At 41.2% G+C, this 18,182-nt stretch carries 17 protein-coding genes and 1 other annotated feature; all 17 genes read left to right on the top strand.

Translation table 11 applies throughout. The annotated features are described in order from the left end of the window. The coding region (gene mutL / locus VIK44_RS11030; RefSeq protein WP_331553947.1) for a DNA mismatch repair endonuclease MutL at positions 1-1,427 on the top strand (1,427 nt) is incomplete at its 5' end. A gap of 1 nt (position 1,428) precedes the next feature. Continuing rightward, a complete protein-coding gene (miaA, locus tag VIK44_RS11025) occupies positions 1,429-2,376 on the top strand; it encodes a tRNA (adenosine(37)-N6)-dimethylallyltransferase MiaA (protein WP_331553946.1) in 948 nt (315 codons plus the stop codon). A 67-nt stretch (positions 2,377-2,443) separates the two neighbouring features. Then, positions 2,444-3,748, top strand: coding sequence for an aminotransferase class I/II-fold pyridoxal phosphate-dependent enzyme (locus VIK44_RS11020; protein WP_331553945.1), 1,305 nt, complete (start codon positions 2,444-2,446; stop codon positions 3,746-3,748). A gap of 123 nt (positions 3,749-3,871) precedes the next feature. Next, positions 3,872-4,051 carry a DUF896 domain-containing protein gene (locus tag VIK44_RS11015; RefSeq protein WP_331553944.1) on the top strand — a complete coding sequence of 60 codons (180 nt, stop codon included), beginning with the start codon at positions 3,872-3,874 and terminating at the stop codon, positions 4,049-4,051. A 33-nt stretch (positions 4,052-4,084) separates the two neighbouring features. Next, the gene (locus VIK44_RS11010; protein ID WP_331553943.1) at positions 4,085-5,524 is read left to right on the top strand and encodes an aminopeptidase; all 1,440 of its coding nucleotides are present in this window, start codon (positions 4,085-4,087) and stop codon (positions 5,522-5,524) included. Between the two features lie 115 nt (positions 5,525-5,639). Beyond that, positions 5,640-5,695: a sequence feature (sodium ion sensor (DUF1646 type); this cis-regulatory element may regulate processes involved in with the transportation of sodium ions), on the top strand. A 202-nt stretch (positions 5,696-5,897) separates the two neighbouring features. Beyond that, positions 5,898-7,229, top strand: coding sequence for an electron transport complex subunit RsxC (rsxC, locus tag VIK44_RS11005; protein WP_331553942.1), 1,332 nt, complete (start codon positions 5,898-5,900; stop codon positions 7,227-7,229). An 11-nt stretch (positions 7,230-7,240) separates the two neighbouring features. Continuing rightward, positions 7,241-8,203, top strand: coding sequence for an RnfABCDGE type electron transport complex subunit D (locus tag VIK44_RS11000; RefSeq protein WP_331553941.1), 963 nt, complete (start codon positions 7,241-7,243; stop codon positions 8,201-8,203). Continuing rightward, a complete protein-coding gene (locus VIK44_RS10995; RefSeq protein WP_331553940.1) occupies positions 8,203-8,829 on the top strand; it encodes an RnfABCDGE type electron transport complex subunit G in 627 nt (208 codons plus the stop codon). The genes VIK44_RS11000 and VIK44_RS10995 overlap by 1 nt, the downstream gene beginning before the upstream one ends. Positions 8,830-8,844: 15 nt before the next feature. After that, complete coding sequence (locus tag VIK44_RS10990; protein WP_331553939.1) at positions 8,845-9,438, top strand: electron transport complex subunit E; 594 nt, start codon at positions 8,845-8,847, stop codon at positions 9,436-9,438. A 12-nt stretch (positions 9,439-9,450) separates the two neighbouring features. After that, positions 9,451-10,029 (top strand): electron transport complex subunit RsxA, encoded by a 579-nt coding sequence (gene rsxA / locus VIK44_RS10985; protein WP_331553938.1) that lies wholly within the window; start codon positions 9,451-9,453, stop codon positions 10,027-10,029. 12 nt (positions 10,030-10,041) lie between these two features. Then, complete coding sequence (locus VIK44_RS10980) at positions 10,042-11,046, top strand: RnfABCDGE type electron transport complex subunit B (protein WP_331553937.1); 1,005 nt, start codon at positions 10,042-10,044, stop codon at positions 11,044-11,046. A gap of 186 nt (positions 11,047-11,232) precedes the next feature. Continuing rightward, positions 11,233-11,940: a RadC family protein gene (gene radC, locus VIK44_RS10975; protein ID WP_333783806.1), complete on the top strand. Its 708-nt coding sequence runs from the start codon at positions 11,233-11,235 to the stop codon at positions 11,938-11,940. Positions 11,941-12,014: 74 nt separating this feature from the next. Continuing rightward, entirely contained in the window at positions 12,015-12,827 is an 813-nt protein-coding gene (mreC, locus tag VIK44_RS10970) for a rod shape-determining protein MreC (protein WP_331553936.1), read from the top strand. Between the two features lie 3 nt (positions 12,828-12,830). Beyond that, a complete protein-coding gene (gene mreD / locus VIK44_RS10965; RefSeq protein WP_331553935.1) occupies positions 12,831-13,334 on the top strand; it encodes a rod shape-determining protein MreD in 504 nt (167 codons plus the stop codon). Positions 13,335-13,362: 28 nt separating this feature from the next. Then, positions 13,363-15,423, top strand: coding sequence for a penicillin-binding transpeptidase domain-containing protein (locus VIK44_RS10960; protein ID WP_331553934.1), 2,061 nt, complete (start codon positions 13,363-13,365; stop codon positions 15,421-15,423). Between the two features lie 5 nt (positions 15,424-15,428). Next, positions 15,429-16,337 (top strand): RluA family pseudouridine synthase, encoded by a 909-nt coding sequence (locus VIK44_RS10955; protein ID WP_331553933.1) that lies wholly within the window; start codon positions 15,429-15,431, stop codon positions 16,335-16,337. Beyond that, the coding region (locus VIK44_RS10950; RefSeq protein WP_331553932.1) for a transglycosylase domain-containing protein at positions 16,334-18,182 on the top strand (1,849 nt) is incomplete at its 3' end. The genes VIK44_RS10955 and VIK44_RS10950, both read left to right, overlap by 4 nt.

The following is an 18,182-nucleotide window of genomic DNA, read 5'->3' as shown; positions in this document are numbered from 1 at the left end:
AGGAAGCAGGACTCATTCGGGATCTCATGGAGAAGCTGGCATTATCTAATCCAGAGGTTGCCTTTCTGGTAAACAGTAATGGCCGAAGTGTTTTAAGCACGCCAGGTTCCGGAAATATTTTGGATGTGGTCAGTACATTGTATGGGGAGGAAGTCGCTTCAAAACTCATCCCCATCCGTTTTGAAAATAGCCCGATGAAACTGAAGGGTTTTATCGGTGATTTAACCACCATGAGAAGTCATCGAGAGGATCAGATATTTTTCATGAATGGGCGCTATGTAAAAAACAATCGGTTGGCACAAGCCATTGACAGTGCCTACGAAGGGTATACCATGAAGCATCAGCATCCTTTTGGCATTGTGTTTATGGAACTTCCGGGACGGATGCTGGATGTCAACATTCATCCTGCTAAAACTGAAATTAAAATTTTAAATGAAAGCCTGGTCATGCTTTTGTTTAAACAGGGAATCAGAGAAACGTTACGGGATGCAAACTTAGTGGTCGATATTGGCGGTGTGGAAAAGGTTCTTTCTAATAAAAAGAACGGTCTAAAAGAATTGACTGAAAAACAGCAAGAGCCTTTGATGTTTGATATTGAGAATCATGTAACCATGGATAAAGAAGCAGAGGATAGAGATGATTCTGGAATAAAACCTTTAGCTCAGAATGTTATATCGGAAGAAAAAGGTTTGAAGCATGTTGGTGAAACACCTGATGCTTTTAGAACAAAAGAAATAGGTTTGAAACGAATCGCTGAAAGAGCAGAGACTTTCACAACGAAGGCCAAAGATTCCGTCCCAAGAATCAAGGTGGCGCATCCGGATTTTACAAAAATGAAAATTGTCGGCCAGCTTTTTAATACCTATATTCTTCTGGAGGGGGTTAAAGAAATTTATCTGATCGATCAACATGCCGCTCATGAAGCTTTCTTAACCCGGGAGTTGGAAGACGTTTTTGATTGTGGAGCTGTTATACCCAGCCAGGGTCTGATGGCACCAATGACCATAAAAATACGTCCCAGAGATATGCGAAGGGTTTTAAATGCCCTGGAGACCTATGAAAAATTAGGGTATGACTGTGATGTTTTTGGTGAAGACAGTCTGATCATTCGGAGTGTACCGGTGTTTATGGGAGAACCTCAGACCAGCGACTTATTGAAAAGCCTTATTAGCGAAGACCTTTCAGAAATTGAAGAGGATCATCTCAAAGGCCAATGGCTCTATTCTGCAACGATTAAAGATAAAATTATTCTGATGGCCTGCAAAGCAGCAGTCAAAGGTGGACAAACACTTAGTGATCCGGAAATACAACGATTATTAGAGGATCTGATGCGCTTGGACAACCCTTTTACCTGTCCCCATGGCCGGCCGATTATTACTCGGCTCAGAGAATATGAATTAAAGAAATTATTTAAACGGGTGGTATGAAATGATTGAAAATAATAAGCCAAAAGTTCTGGTGCTTATTGGGCCAACGGCCAGTGGGAAAACGGCCCTGGGAGTGGCACTGGCAAAAGCCCTTGGGGGAGAAATTATTTCAGCTGACTCCATGCAGATTTATAAGTATATGAATATCGGAACAGCCAAGGTTACGTCAACTGAAATGGAAGGGGTTCCCCATCATTTGGTGGACTGTGTTTTACCAGACGAGGAATACAGCGTGGCAAAATTTAAGGAAACTGCTTTAACGTGCATTAAAGAGGTTTTGTCCCGGGGAAACCTTCCCATTGTTCTCGGGGGAACGGGTTTGTATATTAATGGTCTTACCCTGCCATGGGGTTTTCGGGAAAAGGATGATAACGAAGAGGTGCGTTGGCGATTGGCTGCTGAAGCAGAAATGCTTGGGAGCGAAGCCCTGCATCAACGGCTCAGGGAGGTTGATCCCATAACCGCTAAAGCCGTTCATCCAAATAACGTGAAGCGGGTGATACGAGCACTTGAAATTTATGAGGTTACTGGAAAACCGAAATCATATTTCGACAAAAAAGCAAGTACTGAAGAGTTGCCATATAATTATGAGCTAATTGGCTTGAAATGGCCACGAGATGATTTGTATCGCCGGATTAATCGGCGGGTGGATATGATGGTGGAAGAAGGTTTGATTAATGAAACCAGGGTCCTTTTAGATAAGGGATATGATTGGAATTTAGCATCCCTGAAAGCCATTGGATATAAGGAATTAAGGCCTTTTTTAAATGGAGAGGCACCTTTAGAAGAAGTCCTGACGTTTCTAAAACAGAACACCCGGCATTTTGCTAAACGGCAAATGACCTGGTTTCGCAAGGATGAGCGCATTCACTGGATTGAAATGAATGCCAGGCGTTCCACCGATGAGGTTCTAAAAGAATGTTTAAAATATTACCAGAGAACGATATAAAAATCAATCATTGTTTTTATTAACTATAAAGTGAAAAACCATTGTGTGAAGAAAGAGAGCATCATTTTTGAATAAAAAAAAAGACATAAAAGATTATCTGGAAAAAGAATTTAGTATAAACCCGGAAGTTATTGATTTTGTAGAGTCAGCAGAAGAGGAGATTCATGATTCACTGGAAGCTTTGGATTTAATGGGCGAGCTCCACCAGTATCGTGTTATAAAAGCAATGCAAAAAGCAGGATTAAGCGATCGCCATTTTGCGGTGGCAACAGGCTATGGATATGATGACATCGGCCGGGAAATCGTCGAAAAGATTTATGCGGATGTATTTGGTGCAGAGGATGCTCTGGTTCGTCCTCATATTTCATCAGGAACCCACGCCATTTCCTTAGCACTTTATGGTGTTCTGAGACCGGGAGATCATTTACTGGCAATTTCCGGTTCACCCTATGACACCATTCGCACGGTTATTGGATTAAGTGAAAAAAACCAGGGGGAAGGAACCCTTAAGGATTTTGGGGTAACCTATAGTCAAATTGAATTGCTTGAGGATGGCGCATTTGATGAGAGTGCAATCCTCAAAGCCATGACATCAAAAACAAAAATGATTTATCTGCAACGCTCCACCGGGTACGGCTGGCGTAAGGCTTTAACCATGGATGCCATAGAGAAAATCATTCCAAAAATCCGCAGGATAAAAGAAGATGTTATTATTTTTGTTGATAATTGCTATGGTGAATTTTTAGACAGTGTGGAGCCTGTTGCAATTGGTGCAGACCTCATGGCGGGCTCGTTGATAAAAAACCCGGGTGGCGGCCTGGCACCTACCGGCGGTTATGTAGCTGGGAGGTCCGACCTTGTACACCTGGCTGCCTGTCGCCTTGCCGCACCTGGAGTAGCCAGAGAAACCGGGGCAACCCTGGGCATTAATCGAACATTCCTTCAGGGATTGTTTTTGGCACCGACAGTAGTGGCCCAGGCACTTAAATCTGCAGTACTCCTGGCGTCCTGCTATAAAAAGATGGGCTTTGCCGTATGCCCTGATGTGGAGGATTATCGGAGTGATATTATTCAAAGTGTTCGTCTGGGAACGCCAGAGGGAGTAAAAATATTTTGCAAGGCCATTCAGGAGGCAGCGCCGGTAGATAGCTATGTGACACCTGAACCCTGGGCTATGCCGGGCTATGCGGATCCAATCATTATGGCCGCCGGAGCATTTATTCAAGGATCTTCCATTGAGCTTTCAGCAGATGCACCAATGAGAGAACCCTATATTGTTTATTTTCAGGGGGGGTTAACCCATTATCACGGAAAGTTGGGACTTCTCTTGAGTCTACAGCGACTGCTGGATCAAGGCATGATTCAACTATGATTTTAGGGGCATATTATTTGAATGTGAGAAAATTCAGCACAATGAAATATTGATTCTAGCTATCATTTTCATTATGTTAGTATATAATATTTGTGTAGGAATTCTAAATGAAAGGGATTATCCATGATAACAAAAGAAAAAATAGAACGTATTAATGAATTGTCAAATAAAAAGAAGGTAACGCCCCTAAGCGAGGCTGAACTCGAAGAACAGCAAGCTCTTCGGGCAGAGTATCTTATGGCCATAAGAAAAAACTGTCGTGAACAATTGGATTCAATCAAAATTGTTGACGAACCAAAATAAAATAAAAAAGCAAAGAAAAGGAGCAAACAACATATGATCAAAGAAGAAAAAGAAAAGAGCCCGGGAGTATTATTGCAGGATCAGTTAATAAAAAAATGGAAGAGTGCCTGGGAAGATCTTAGCAGTGAAGATAATATTGCCCTTAAGGTGATTAATGATGGCTATCTGGATTTTATTTCCCATGGAAAAACTGAACGGCAGTGTGCTCAAATCAGTATTGAAATGGCTGAGGCAGCTGGCTTTAAATCACTTAAGGACTATCAGAAGATTGGCAAGATCGTCCCCGGAGATAAAATTTATATGATTCACAAAAAAAAGGCGGTTGTACTGTTCATTGCCGGATCGGATTCCATTGAAAATGGTATGGCTATCGTAGGGGCTCATATTGATGCCCCCCGGTTGGATTTAAAACCCGCCCCCTTGTATGAATGTGACGATTTGGCTTTCTTTAAAACCCACTATTATGGAGGGATTAAAAAATACCATTGGGTGACCATTCCGCTTGCTCTCCATGGCACCGTGGTAAAAAAAGATGGCGAAACCATTGATATTTCCATTGGCGAAAAAGCTGATGAACCTGTTTTTTGCATCACCGATCTTTTACCGCATCTTTCCCAGGAGCAGAATACAAAAAAAATGAATGAAGGCATAACAGGAGAAGGACTAAACCTGATTGTCGGAAGTCAGCCTTATAATGAAAAAGATATTAAAGAAGGCGTGAAACTCAATATCCTGAAGTTTGTTTTTGAAAAGTATGGCATGGTGGAAGAAGACTTTGCTACGGCTGAGTTGGAAGTGGTTCCTGCCGGTCCTGGTCGTAATGTTGGTTTTGATGCGAGCTTAGTAGGCGGCTATGGTCAGGATGACCGAGCATGTGCTTACACCGCACTTAAGGCCATTTTGGCTCAGGAAAATCCTCAACGCACGCTTTGTGTTATTTTAGCGGATAAGGAAGAAATCGGGAGCTATGGTAATACCGGTATGCAATCGCAGTTTTTCGAAAATTCTGTGGCCGAGATCATTGAACTGATGGGCATTACTAAACCAGGATTAGCAATGCGGCGTTGTTTTATGCATTCTGAAATGCTTTCGGCAGATGTAACTGCCGGGGTAGATCCGAACTATACAGGAACTCACGACAAACTCAATGCTCCCTATATTGGAAAGGGGATAGTTCTTTCCAAATACGGCGGTTCCCGGGGAAAGTCAGGATCCAACGATGCCCACGCCGAATTTGTGGGTAAAATGAGAAAAACCCTGGATGATGCCGGAGTGGTTTGGCAAATGGGAGAATTAGGCCGGGTTGATCTTGGCGGCGGAGGGACTATTGCCTATATATTGGCAGAGTACGGTATGGATGTTCTTGATTGTGGTCCGGCCCTTTTAAGTATGCATTCACCTTTCGAATTGGTTTCTAAAGTGGATCTCTACATGTGCTATAAAGGTTACAAGGCTTTTTTAAATCAGAATTGATCAATAAATATCATGCTGTCCCAAAAGAGATTTTAAGGAATAATATGGATAGTGTAAATAGGGGTTTGCTAATCATAAAAATATTTGGTATAATGCACGTCTAATATGTACTTACGGTTGGACAGGCGAAAGTTTGTTTTCAAGAAAACATAGTTTCCTGGGTGGGATGCTCTTAATAGAGTTTCCCGCTTTTTTTTATTGCAGGAAAAAATTATAGGAGGAAATGCAAAAATAATAATATTCTTGGATTACTATATTTTTGCTCTGTTGGGGGATATAATTATTAAAAAATAATTAATATGGTATAATATTGTTTATATTTACAAGTACATTGATTATAAAATAAATACTTTGAGAGGGGTGTTAGATGGTTATGAAGTTTAAACATGTTACCTTTAAGGGGGGAATCCACCCACCCTATCGGAAAGAAAGCACAGCTAAAGTTCCGTTAGGCTTTGGAGTGAAGCCAGATACAGTGACACTACCCATGTCACTGCACATTGGGGCACCGTGCACACCGATTGTTAAAAAAGGCGATCAGGTTTTTCTCGGACAAAAAATTGGTGAACCAAATGGTTTCGTTTCGGTACCAGTACACGCCAGTGTTTCTGGAAAAGTAATGGTTGTTGAGGAAAGACCTCATCCCAATGGGGATCGTGTAATGGCGGTAGTTATTGAATCAGACGGTTTGGATACCATTGATCCAAGCATTAAACCCTATGGTTCGCTGGAAGCCATGAATGCAGAGGCCATTAAAAAAATGGTTTTAAATGCCGGTATTGTTGGTCTTGGCGGGGCGACCTTCCCAACCCACGTTAAACTGACTGTACCACCGGACAAAAAGGTGGACTGTGTCATTCTTAATGGAGCAGAATGCGAACCTTATTTAACCGCGGATCACCACCTGATGTTGGCTTATCCTGAAATGGTTGTCATGGGTTTGAAGATTGCCATGAAAGCTGTTGGTGTCCAAAAAGGATTTATTGGCGTTGAAGACAATAAAAAGAATGCTATTGAGGCTTTGGTAAAAGCCATTGGCAATGATAAAAGTATGGAAGTTTATTCATTGGTTACCAAGTATCCACAGGGTGCTGAGAAACAACTCATTGCCGCAGTGACAGGCCGTGAGGTGCCATCCGGCGGACTACCGGCCGATGCCGGTGTGGTCGTTATGAATGTCGGGACTGCAGCTCAAATCGCCGAAACCATGATCACCGGCATGCCGTTGTATAAACGATTGCTCACTTGTACCGGGGATGCCATAAAAAACCCTCAAACTTTGGAAATTCTCATTGGTGTGTCACTGCAATCTGTGATTGATCAATGTGGCGGATTCACTAAAGATCCCGGTAAAGTAATCATGGGCGGCCCAATGATGGGAGTAGCTCAATTTACAACGGATGTGCCTGTCATAAAAGCGACATCTGGAATTCTGTGTATTACAAAGGAAACTGCTGAGATTGCCCTTCCATCAAATTGCATTCGTTGTGGGAAGTGTGTAACAGTTTGTCCAATCAATTTACAGCCCCTTTATTTAGCACAATATTCAAAGCGTGATCAATGGCAGCAATGCGAAGACAATAACGCCATGGATTGCATTGAATGCGGAAGCTGCTCATATATTTGTCCGGCAAAGATTATGTTGGTTTCGTCAATTCGGGTGGCCAAACGAGAAATAATTGCTCAAAGAAGAAAAGGAAATTAGGTGGAGTATTGATGAATGAATTAAATCTTACCGTGTCCTCATCCCCTCATATCCGTGCGAAACATTCCACTGCCAGTATTATGCAGAATGTCATTATCGCTTTGCTGCCAGCGCTGGCGGTTGCGGGATATGTTTTTGGCGTATGGGCGTTAGCATTGGTAGCACTCTGTGTTATTACTTCTGTTGTTACAGAAGCGGTTATTCAAAAATTATCAAAAAAACCAGTAACCATTAACGATTGGAGTGCCGTTGTTACCGGTGTTTTATTGGCTTTCAATTTGCCGGTAAATGCTCCCTGGTGGATTGCGGTTATCGGTTCCGTTTTTGCAATTGCCATTGTTAAACAGTGTTTTGGTGGCTTGGGACAAAACTTTATGAACCCAGCCTTGGCAGCAAGAGCTTTCCTGTTGGCATCCTGGCCGGGACATATGACCAGTACAGCCTACATTCCCTTGTCTGATACAGTTACAACTGCAACCCCATTGGCATTATTAAAAACGGGAGATCCGGCTCTTGTTGCAACCATGCCTTCCACCTTTGATTTATTTACCGGACTGAATGTCACCGGCTGTATCGGTGAGATTTCAGCACTGGCATTGTTACTCGGTGGTTTATACCTGATTTATAAAGGCATAATCAGTTGGCGGATTCCAACCATTTATATTGCGACGGTGGGAATTTTCGCTCTTTTAGTCGGTCAGGATCCCGTAGTCCATATTTTCTCAGGCGGTTTGATGCTGGGTGCTTTCTTTATGGCAACTGATTATGCATCATCCCCGGTGACTGTCAAAGGTCAGATTGCTTTTGCCATCGGCTGTGGTGTCCTCACCATGATTATTCGTTTATACGGTGGGTACCCGGAAGGGGTTTCTTATGCCATCCTCCTGATGAATGTGGCCACACCTCTGATTGAACGCTTCACCAAAGACAGAATCTATGGTGTGGCTAAGAAGAAAAAGGAGGTTAAGGCATAATGGCAAATAAAGTGCAAATTGATTGGAAAGAAGTTATTAGACTTGGTTTAATTCTCCTTGCAATTTCAGCCGTAGCAGCCTGTCTGTTGGCATTAACAAATTATGTTACAGCCGGCACCATTGAACAATTGAATTCAGATATTAATACAGCGGCGCGTCAAGAAGTGCTGAGTAAAGCCACTGATTTTGAACAGGTGCCTGGGGATAAACTGGCATTCATTGGAACAGAGATTGGTCTGGAAAATCCTGAAGAACTGGTTGAAGCCTATGTTGGAACAAGCGGTGGAAATACTGTTGGATATACTGTGAAAACAGCACCCTCCAATGGTTATTCCGGCCCCATAGAAATGTTGACCGGGATTTCAACTGACGGTGTTGTCCAGGCAATCGCCATTTTAAAACAAAATGAAACTCCGGGCTTAGGCGTTAAAGCCACGTTACCTGAGTTTAAAGATCAGTTTAATGGTAAATCCGCATTAGAAGAAGTTAAGGTTGTTAAAAGTAAGCCGGCAGCAGATAGTAATGAAATTCAAGCGATTACCGGCGCAACCATCACATCTAAAGCGGTTGCTGACGGTGTGAACCTGGCAAATCAAGTCTATCAGTATCAGACTCAATCGAAATAGGAGGGGGAAATAAAGATGAATTTTGTAAAAAACCTTACCAGAGGAATCATCCGGGAAAACCCGATTTTTGTATTGTTACTGGGGATGTGTCCAACCCTTGCGGTTACCACATCTGCTGTTAACGGCATGGGAATGGGTTTAGCCACAACGGCTGTACTTATTGGTTCCAATGTTGTTATTTCGGCAATGCGAAAAATAATTCCCGATAATATTAGAATTCCTGCTTTTGTTGTTATTATTGCTTCCTTTGTTACCATTATTGGCATGCTGATGAAGGCCTACTTGCCGACACTGGATGCAGCGTTGGGAATATTTATCCCATTGATTGTTGTAAACTGTATCATTTTAGCCCGTGCAGAAGCCTTTGCCTTCTCAAATAGTGTGGTTGACTCTTTTGCTGATGGACTGGGTATGGGTCTTGGTTTTACCCTGGCGCTTATCCTTCTGGGCTCAATCCGTGAAATCCTTGGGGCTGGAAGCCTTTTCGGTTTTACGCTATTTGGTCCTGCTTATGAACCAGTATTATTAATGATCCTTCCTCCCGGGGCTTTTTTAACCCTTGGTCTGATGATTGGTTTCATTAATTGGAAATCTAAGAAAAAGGCATAGGGGGAGATATTAATGAGCTTAATTTTTATTCTAATCAGTACAATTTTTGTAAACAACTTTATTTTGTCACGCTTTCTAGGGATCTGTCCATTTTTGGGGGTATCTAAACAAGTTGAAACCGCTGTTGGTATGGGTGTGGCTGTAACTTTTGTTATGGCCCTGGCTTCTGCTATTACCTACATGGTTCAATATAACATCTTAAATCCACTTCACCTTGGATATTTACAGACCATTGCTTTTATTCTGGTCATTGCCGCATTGGTGCAGCTGGTTGAAATGATTATCAAGAAAATGAGTCCTTCATTGTATCAGGCTTTAGGGGTTTATTTACCACTCATCACTACGAACTGTGCAGTTCTCGGGGTTGCTCTTTTAAATATTCAGTACAAGTTTAATTTCATTGAAACTATTTTCAACGGAGTTGGCGCGGCTTTAGGTTTCACCCTTGCCATTGTCCTTTTTGCCGGCATTCGAGAACGTCTTGAAGTTTCCACCGTGCCAAAGGCTCTGGAAGGATTCCCGATTGCATTATTAACCGCAGGGCTGATGGCGATTGCATTTTTGGGATTCTCCGGAATGAAGTTAGGTTAGGAGGGTATGGAAATGTTATATGCGATTTTAGTTCCAGTTGGTATCCTCGGTTTATTCGGTTTGATTTTCGGAATTGGTCTGGCGATTGCTGCCAAGGTTTTTGAAGTGGATGTTGACCACCGGTTTCCAATGGTGAGAGCTGCACTTCCAGGTGCGAATTGTGGTGCCTGTGGTTATCCGGGTTGTGATGCATTTGCGGCAGCCATTATTAAAGGGGAAGCCTCCTTTGACGCCTGTCCGGTTGGTGGCGCAAACACCGCCGCAGCCATAGCGGGGATTATGGGAATAGAAGCAGCCAGTACATCGGCCAGAAAAATAGCCACGGTTATTTGTCAGGGTACCTGTAAAACAGCTCCAAATCGTGCAACATACTATGGCGAAATGGATTGTCGCGAAGCGATGATTGCTTCAGGAGGTTCTAAAGACTGTCGTTATGGTTGTATGAGTTATGGGACCTGTAAAAAGGTATGTCCCTTTGATGCCATTATTATGGGAGAAGATGGACTGCCCAAGGTTGATCCTGTTAAATGTACGGCTTGCGGTAAATGTGTGGAAGCGTGTCCGAAGTTTATTATGAAATTAGTCCCTGAAACCCAGGACGTGATTGTTAAATGTCACAGTTTGGCAAAAGGCAAAGTTGCCAAACTCGCGTGTACAACCGCTTGTATTAAATGTGGTATTTGCGAGAAAACCTGTCGTTTTGATGCTATTAAAGTTGAAAACAATTGTGCGATTATTGACTATGACAAGTGTACACAATGCTATGAATGTGTTGATAAATGTCCGATGAATACTATTTCAGGGGATGTTAAGTCGGGAAGAAAACGGGCTTATATTCTTAAAGAAAATTGTACAGGTTGTGGCCTATGTGCTAAAAATTGTCCGGTTGACGCCATTACCGGAGACAGAAAGAAACCACCATTTATCATTGATCAAGATAAATGTATCGGCTGTGGCATTTGTTTTGGAAAATGTAAAAAAAATGCCATTGAAATGCGCTCTATCAATGTGAAATAATCAGTTTTTACCAGCACCTCGAATCATAATGATTCGAGGTGCTTTTTCAATTTAAGTGATGTTCTTTATTAATTATGATGCCTTTTTAGATAAAATACTTTTTTTAATGAGAATTTTAGGAAACTCATATAAAATAGTACAGTGATCTGGTAAAATACTATCAATGATTGACTCAGGAGGTTTGCATTGAAGTTAAAAGCTGAATATCACATTTGTATTAAAGAAATGCCAGAGGATGAGCGTCCTCAGGAAAAAATGACCCGTTATGGTGCAGGAAGTTTAAGTAATGCAGAGCTTATTGCCATTATTATTCGTACCGGAACCCGAGATGCAACTTCTGTAGATGTTGGGCGACAGGTTTTGAAATATTTTGAAAATGATTTGTCTCAATTTTATCATATGGATATTTTAGAGCTTGAAAGAAATAAAGAACTTTCAGGTATTGGAAAGGTCAAGGCATGCCAGATTAAGGCAGCCATTGAGTTGGGAATTCGTGTCAATCGAAAGAATCCAATGCAAGTGAAGGTCACATCACCTCAAAGCGTGGCAGATTTATTGATGGATGAAATGCAGTATTTAAAGCAGGAATGCTTTAAGATTCTTCTTTTAGATACCAAAAATAAGGTCATTAAAGTTGAGGGCATCAGTCTGGGTATTCTTAATGCGTCTTTGGTACATCCCCGTGAGGTTTTTGTAAAAGCCATTAAGCAGCATTCAGCAGCCATTATTTTAGCTCATAATCATCCCTCGGGTGATCCGGAGCCTAGTCCGGAGGATAAAAATATAACTAAGCGATTATTTGATGCCGGAGAACTTTTAGGGATTCCGGTGTTGGATCACATTATAATCGGCAGAGGAACTTTCATGAGTTTTAAACAAGAGAAACTTTTTTAAATTCCTTGCAAATATTCTGTTTTTAAAATAAAATAAATAGGTTAATTGATAATTTTAAAGTAGGGGGCATTCCTTTGGACTGGTTTTCAAAGATTCGATTAGGAGTCATTTTAGTAGTAATAGTAATAGTTATAGTTGTATTTATTGGTCTGTTGACCACTAACCGTGCGGTGACAACACCTTTTGAAGGAAGTATTTCAGCGGTAGTTTCGCCATTTGAAAAATTTAGCTATGTGGTATCCCTTAATCTTAAAAATTTTGCAAGTGATATTTCTGAATATAGTCAATTAAAGAGTAAAAATGAAGCAAACGAAGTAAAAATTAGTGAATTAGAAAAAAAACTTGTAGAATATGAGTTGAAAGTTAATGAAAATAGCTCTTTAAAAGAGATGCTCGGCTTTAAGAACGAACATCCTCAATATAATATTTTGCCGGCTGAGGTTATCGCCATTGATCCAACCAACGGCAGTTCCTTTATGACCATTAACCGTGGATCCAATGATGGACTTGAAGCTGATATGACGGTTATGTCCGGAACCGATTTAGTCGGTAAAATAACAGAGGTTTCCCTGACAACCGCAAAAGTAAAAACAATCATTGACCCGATGAATACCCTCAATGGTCGTTCCACACGTTCAGGAACCTATATTCGAATTGAAGGTGACCTGGATAACGGATTGATTGGCTATATTGAACCGGGTATGGATGTTGTTACCGGGGACTTAGTTGTAACATCAGGACTTTACGGATCTTATCCCGGAGAATTATTTGTCGGAACTGTTCAAAAAGTTGAAAAACAGGAAGGCTCTTTAGAGCTTAAAGTATCCATTATTCCTGGCGTTGATTTTCGCACGATCAACGTAGTATCCATACTTCGGCAGGTTTAGATTATGAGATATGCCATATTATTTTTAATTTTAGTGATTGAATTAATTTTCAGCAGCACAGTGCTTCAGATTTTTTCCTTTTTTGGAAGTGCTCCTGAAGTCCTGCTCATAACCATTATGCTTTATAGCATGATTTTTCAAAAAAAAGAGGCGATTATTTTAGCATTGGCTATTGGGGTTCTTTCAGATATTCTCTATGGACCTTCGCTTGGTGTTAATACCATTGCGTTTGGATTAATAGCCTGTATTATTTCCTGGATGTCTGGACAGTTTAGCCGGCATTCAATAATCACCAGCATTCTGAGTCTGATCGTAACAGTGATCCTCTACTACAGTGTGATTTATTTGCTGTTATTATTATTTCAAAATGCGATGCCTTTGATGATTTATTTAAGGCGATTTAATTTGCAATACTTTATTATTAATCTTGTCTTTATGTTTGTATTACGTTATTTTATATTGAAGTTATCACAGCACCCAGCTTTTACTTCGGACGTGTTGGTGTAAGAGAAGTGACCCATGAAATGGTGAAAAAATGATCATAAGAAATGAAAAGCTCCGTTATATTTTTCTAAAGATCCTGATTGTTATAATCGGAGGAATCTTTATTTTCCGCTTAGCTGATTTACAGTTGATTAATGGTGAAAAGTATCGAAAGATTGCGGATAATAATATGGTTAAAGAAGTTGAAACAGAAGCTCCACGAGGGATGATCTATTCTTCGGATATGCAAATATTGGCATCAAATCGCATTGGTTATGCAGTGGATTTGAGCTATATGAATGTCGAGGACAGTGTGTTAAATGCATCGCTGTTAAATTTATCTGATATTCTCTTAAGGCATGCGGAAAAAACAGAAGACACGCTTCCAATTGTTATTGATGGTGAAGAAAATTTCGCTTTTTCATTTAAGGATGCTGATTCAGAAGCAAATTGGAAAAAAAATCATGGATTTACCACAGAGCAAATGGGCTTTTCTCCCAGGGAATGTTTTGATTTTTTGCGTTTGGAGTATGGATTAGCAACCGAGTATAATATTCATCAGGCAAGACAAATCATTGTTTTCAGAGAAAGATTTCGGGATCAGAGTTTCAGTTCATGGGATCCGATCAGAGTCGCCAATGATATTAAGCGGGATACCGTTTATGAAATAGATGCGAATAAAGAGTCTCTTATTGGCGTGGCCATTGTAGATGAGCCTGTTCGCAGTTATCCTTTTGGAACAACTGCGGCCCATCTTCTTGGATATGCAGGGAAAATAAATGCAGAAGAATATGCAAAAGAAAGTAATTCGGACAAAAATTACAGCTTAAACAGTACCATTGGAAAAACCGGTTTGGAGGTTGCCTTTGAAAAGGACCTTCGCGGAGAATCGGGAAAAGAAATGACAGTTATTGATTACCAGGGACGACCACAATATGATATTATGGATACCAGTGTGCCGGCAGTCCCGGGAAATAGTATTGTTACAACGGTAGACCTTAAATTCCAGCAGGCAGTGGAAAAGGCTCTGGGAGACCAACTTAACTATCTTCAATCTAGTGGGGCGGCACCAAAGGCTGCTTCAGGAGCAGCGGTTGTTATTGATGTAAAGACCGGAGCTGTTTTGGCCATGGTGAGTTTGCCGAGCTATGATCCTAACCTATTTACCACAACCATTAGCGATGATGTTTGGAACAGTTTAAATGTACCAAGTGATGACCCTCTATATCCCAGGCCACTTTATAATAACAGTACATTAACTGCCCTTCAGCCCGGCTCTACCTTTAAGCCTCTTATGGCCATTGCAGGTTTACAAACGGGTACTATCACTGAAGATTCTACATATTACTGTAATGGAAGCGATCCTCATATTCCAGCCTTTACCTGTTTAGGCTATCATGGCAATACAGGGGTGGTAAATGCTCTTCGAGATTCTTGTAATGTATTTTTTTATGAAACAGGGTATAATATGGGTATTGATTCCATTGTTGATTATTCTCAACAATTTGGATTAGGCAATCCCACTGGGATTGAAATCTATGAGACTGCCGGAGCCCTGGGGGGCCGAGACAACAAAACGGATGAATGGTCGGATGCTGATACATTAAATACATCCATTGGTCAGGGCGGTAGTTCCTTTACCCCTCTGCAAATGGCAAATTATATTGCGACTCTTGCCAATGGAGGCAATCATTATCAACCCTATCTTGTTCAAAAGATACTGAATAATAAAGAAAAAGTTGTTTTTGACCACGAACCGAAGATTTTAAATAAGGTTAATATTGACCCGGATAAATTAGATCTGGTTAAACTAGGTATGAAAAAAGTAGCAACTGATGGTTTTATAGCCTCTGACTTTTATGGCTTTGATCATAAAAATATAGGCATTGGCGCCAAAACAGGAACAGCCGAATATGGAGATAGTTCAGTGGAGAACACTTCTTGGTTTGTCGGTTTTACACCCTATGAAGCACCTGAAATTGCAGTTTCAGTGATGATTATTCAAGGCGAAACCAGTTCGAATGCTGCCCCGGTTGGCCGGGAAATCGTTGATGCATACTATGCACTCAAATCAGCGGATGATTCAAGCAATGTTACGGAGGTTACACCATAGGTTTAGTGTATAAATATCGCGTTTCAGAAAATCATGAGATAATTCTCCGTGAGGAATTATCAAACCGGTATGATTATTCAAGTCGGTTGATTCGAGAAATTAAAAGGAAAGGGAAAATAATCCTAAACCACAAAGATTGTTTTCTCGGAGATAAAATAATGGTGGGGGACAGCATTGAAATTGTCATGCCACATGAAGCCATTGATGGTGTGGCTGTTCCTGGAATCCTTAATATTGTTTATGAGGATGATGAACTTCTGGTTGTTAATAAGCCATCCTTCTGTGTGACCCATCCTTCTAAAAGTCATCATTTTGACACATTGACCAATTATATTAGTGATCATTGGGAGAAAAGCGGGGTATCAGCAAAGATTCGATTTATTAATCGGTTGGATAGAGATACCACTGGTCTTGTAGCCATTGCAAAGAATAAGTATGTCCATCATTTCATTCAGAAACAAATGAATGAAGGTAAGGTTCAAAAGATATATTATGCTTTTGTTCATGGACAGCTTCCCAAGGAAAGTGGTGTCATTAATGCCCCCATTGGTCAGCCCTATGAGGATAGCATTCACCGGATTGTTACAAATAAGGGAAAACCTTCGATTACCCATTACCGGGTCATCGAGGAATATCCCAAGGCATCTTTGGTGGAGTTGATCCTGGAAACAGGAAGAACTCACCAAATCCGTGTGCATTTACAGCATTTGGGCAATCCTGTTATTGGAGATCCTCTTTATACCGGAAATATGGAAGATTCCTTTGGGTTGTCCCACCAGGCTCTCCATGCAAAATCGCTGACATTGTCTCTGCCGATGAAAAAAGGTTTAACTTTTGAGGCAGAACTTAATAGTGAATTAAAAGACCTCAGGAATAATCTTAGAAAATATGAAAAGAAAAAGGTGATAGAATGAGTCGAAAACAAACAAAGGGAATGAGACGACGTAAGAAAAAAAACCATATTGGGGCTAAGGTTTTAGTCGTTTTTCTGATCCTGGCGATTCTAAGCGTTGGCGTTGTTTATTCAATTTATGCTGCTAATCGGATGGATATTTCTGACTATGAATATCAGGTTAAAGATAAAACAGAAATTTACTCCCAGGATAATGTGCTGATTGCTCAATTGTATACAAAAAACCGTACCAATGTAACCATTGACCAGATTCCGGTTGACCTGCAGGAGGCACTGATCTCCGTTGAGGATTCCCGTTTCTACGATCATTTCGGCATTGATGTTTTTGGGATTACCCGTGCTTTTTTTGCAAATATAGCCAATCAGGGTATCGGAGAAGGTGCCAGCACCATTACCCAACAGCTTGCCAGAGTATTGTTTTTGCCGGATATCGCCACAGAGCAAACCTTTAATCAGTCATTTGTCAGAAAATTAAAGGAAATTTCAATTGCACTGCAATTGGAACAAAAATATACGAAGCCCCAGATCCTGGAAATGTATTTTAATGAATACTACTTTGGGTCCGGAGCTTACGGGATTGAGGAAGCTTCACAGACCTACTTTAATAAAAGTGTTTCAGATGTAAATCTGGCAGAAGCAGCAATGCTTGCCGGGCTGCCCCAGGCGCCTAGCGCCTATGCCCCAAATACTAACTTTGATGCTGCAAAAAAACGGCAGCTTGAAGTACTGGCACGCATGGTCAAAGAAAAATATATTACCCAGGAAGAATCCGATGCGGCTGCAGCCACTGAAATTACGATCAGAGACCCGGCAACCATCAATAGCGATGATCAGATTGTCGATGGTTATGAGGCATTCGTCGGAAAAGCACTCAATGAATATGCCAAAACACAGGCTTCAGCTGTTATGCAGGAACGGGGGATCACCGAGGATCAGGCCATTATGTACATCAAAGAAAACATTGCCAACGGTGGTTACCGTCTTTATACCACGATTAACTCTGTTTATCAGGAGGATGCCATTGACAGTCTGACAACAGGCCTGGATAACAATGGCCTGGATTCAGAAACAGGGAGTATGGTTACCACGGATTTAGATGGCAGTGTCAGAGCCTATTATGGCGGGAATACACAAATTGATATGGCAGATACCCCGAGACAGCCAGGGTCCAATATTAAACCCCTCTATTATGCAGCAGCCATGGATAAAGGGTTAATAACGCCTTCAACTACCATTCTGGATGCCTATACTGATTTTGGCGGATACGCCCCTAAGAACTACGGCGGCGGCTATCACGGAAATGTTACAGTGAGACAGGCTTTAGTCTATTCTTATAACATTCCATCAGTTAAGATCTTTGATAAAATCGGACCTTCCGATGCCATTGCCTTTATGCAGGAAATGGGAATCACCACCTTTGAAGATTCGGATTATAATCTTGCAACAGCCCTTGGCGGAATGACCTATGGAATAAAGCCTTACGAAATGTCAGCGGCATTTAATACACTCAACAATGGCGGTGTTTATAATCAGCCTTATTTCATTAATAAAATTGAACAAACCAACGGAAAGGAAATTTTCAACAAGGAGAAATCCAATTTAACAACCCGCAAGGTAATGTCTGATACCACTGCAAGCAATATGATGAGTATTCTTACGGATGAGGTAAAATACGGAACCGGGAGCAATGCGAGTCAGATTTACGCAACAGCAGGGAAAACAGGTACGACCAATGATGAAAAAGATTTATGGTTTACAGGAATGACTGGAAACCTCACAACCTCAGTGTGGCTGGGAAGTCCGGATAATTATGTTATCGGCGGGGCAAGCACGATGGCGGCAGGTA

The organism is Acetobacterium sp. (genome assembly GCF_036508315.1).
Lineage (GTDB): Bacteria > Bacillota > Clostridia > Eubacteriales > Eubacteriaceae > Acetobacterium.
Note: the sequence above shows the minus strand (reverse complement) of the source record. Positions and strands in the feature narration are given on the sequence as shown.

Coding starts and splice junctions, on each gene's coding strand:
- rsxA (WP_331553938.1), top strand. CDS start 9,451: ATGAGCTTAATTTTTATTCTAATCAGTACAATTTTTGTAAACAACTTT.
- rsxC (WP_331553942.1), top strand. CDS start 5,898: ATGAAGTTTAAACATGTTACCTTTAAGGGGGGAATCCACCCACCCTAT.
- VIK44_RS10995 (WP_331553940.1), top strand. CDS start 8,203: ATGGCAAATAAAGTGCAAATTGATTGGAAAGAAGTTATTAGACTTGGT.
- mreD (WP_331553935.1), top strand. CDS start 12,831: ATGAGATATGCCATATTATTTTTAATTTTAGTGATTGAATTAATTTTC.
- VIK44_RS11010 (WP_331553943.1), top strand. CDS start 4,085: ATGATCAAAGAAGAAAAAGAAAAGAGCCCGGGAGTATTATTGCAGGAT.
- VIK44_RS10980 (WP_331553937.1), top strand. CDS start 10,042: ATGTTATATGCGATTTTAGTTCCAGTTGGTATCCTCGGTTTATTCGGT.
- VIK44_RS11015 (WP_331553944.1), top strand. CDS start 3,872: ATGATAACAAAAGAAAAAATAGAACGTATTAATGAATTGTCAAATAAA.
- VIK44_RS10960 (WP_331553934.1), top strand. CDS start 13,363: ATGATCATAAGAAATGAAAAGCTCCGTTATATTTTTCTAAAGATCCTG.
- miaA (WP_331553946.1), top strand. CDS start 1,429: ATGATTGAAAATAATAAGCCAAAAGTTCTGGTGCTTATTGGGCCAACG.
- VIK44_RS11000 (WP_331553941.1), top strand. CDS start 7,241: ATGAATGAATTAAATCTTACCGTGTCCTCATCCCCTCATATCCGTGCG.
- VIK44_RS10990 (WP_331553939.1), top strand. CDS start 8,845: ATGAATTTTGTAAAAAACCTTACCAGAGGAATCATCCGGGAAAACCCG.